The organism is Gilliamella sp. Pra-s52 (assembly GCF_009795805.1).
Taxonomy (GTDB): domain Bacteria; phylum Pseudomonadota; class Gammaproteobacteria; order Enterobacterales; family Orbaceae; genus Gilliamella.
This window is the reverse complement of record NZ_WTEY01000029.1, coordinates 3,412-5,187: the sequence shown is the minus strand read 5'-3', so window position 1 is coordinate 5,187 and position 1,776 is coordinate 3,412. Positions and strand designations below refer to the sequence as shown.

The window sequence follows — 1,776 nt, the reverse complement described above, 5'->3', positions numbered from 1 at the left end:
CAGCGAAGTAAAACAACGAAATGTTGAGTTAATTAAACGCTGTTAGCTCTTTAAAAAGAAGAAACAGACAATCTGTGTGGGCACTTGCGAGACAAAAGATAAAAGTCTACGGACTAAAAAATTAAGTCTTGATAAGTGACACTGAAGATTCATTTGAATATGTCAGAGACAGTTATTGAGCATCAAACTTTAAATTGAAGAGTTTGATCATGGCTCAGATTGAACGCTGGCGGCAGGCTTAACACATGCAAGTCGAACGGTAACATGAGTGCTTGCACTTGATGACGAGTGGCGGACGGGTGAGTAATGTATGGGGATCTGCCGAATGGAAGGGGACAACAGTTGGAAACGACTGCTAATACCGTATAATGTCGTGAGACCAAAGCATGGGACTTTCGGGCCATGCGCCATTTGATGAACCCATATGGGATTAGCTAGTAGGTGGGGTAAAGGCTCACCTAGGCGACGATCTCTAGCTGGTCTGAGAGGATGACCAGCCACACTGGAACTGAGACACGGTCCAGACTCCTACGGGAGGCAGCAGTGGGGAATATTGCACAATGGGGGGAACCCTGATGCAGCCATGCCGCGTGTATGAAGAAGGCCTTCGGGTTGTAAAGTACTTTCGGTGATGAGGAAGGCGGTGTATCTAATAGGTGCATCGATTGACGTTAATCACAGAAGAAGCACCGGCTAACTCCGTGCCAGCAGCCGCGGTAATACGGAGGGTGCGAGCGTTAATCGGAATGACTGGGCGTAAAGGGCATGTAGGCGGATAATTAAGTTAGGTGTGAAAGCCCTGGGCTCAACCTAGGAATTGCATTTAAAACTGGTTATCTGGAGTATTGTAGAGGAAGGTAGAATTCCACGTGTAGCGGTGAAATGCGTAGAGATGTGGAGGAATACCGGTGGCGAAGGCGGCCTTCTGGACAGATACTGACGCTGAGATGCGAAAGCGTGGGGAGCAAACAGGATTAGATACCCTGGTAGTCCACGCTGTAAACGATGTCGATTTGGAGTTTGTTGCCTAGAGTGATGGGCTCCGAAGCTAACGCGATAAATCGACCGCCTGGGGAGTACGGCCGCAAGGTTAAAACTCAAATGAATTGACGGGGGCCCGCACAAGCGGTGGAGCATGTGGTTTAATTCGATGCAACGCGAAGAACCTTACCTGGTCTTGACATCCACAGAATCTTGTAGAGATACGAGAGTGCCTTCGGGAACTGTGAGACAGGTGCTGCATGGCTGTCGTCAGCTCGTGTTGTGAAATGTTGGGTTAAGTCCCGCAACGAGCGCAACCCTTATCCTTTGTTGCCATCGATTCGGTCGGGAACTCAAAGGAGACTGCCGTTGATAAAGCGGAGGAAGGTGGGGACGACGTCAAGTCATCATGGCCCTTACGACCAGGGCTACACACGTGCTACAATGGCGTATACAAAGGGAGGCGACCTCGCGAGAGCAAGCGGACCTCATAAAGTACGTCTAAGTCCGGATTGGAGTCTGCAACTCGACTCCATGAAGTCGGAATCGCTAGTAATCGTGAATCAGAATGTCACGGTGAATACGTTCCCGGGCCTTGTACACACCGCCCGTCACACCATGGGAGTGGGTTGCACCAGAAGTAGATAGCTTAACCTTCGGGAGGGCGTTTACCACGGTGTGGTTCATGACTGGGGTGAAGTCGTAACAAGGTAACCGTAGGGGAACCTGCGGTTGGATCACCTCCTTACGAAGTGCTCGTAAGTGTTCACACAGATTGTTTGTTTAGAAGAAATA

The 1,776-nt window shown here is 49.7% G+C and carries 1 rRNA gene; it reads left to right on the top strand.

Annotation, left to right across the window (positions count from 1 at the left end):
- Positions 1 to 191: 191 nt before the first annotated feature.
- Positions 192 to 1,729: ribosomal RNA gene (locus tag GQ594_RS11640) — 16S ribosomal RNA — on the top strand.
- Positions 1,730 to 1,776 lie beyond the last annotated feature (47 nt).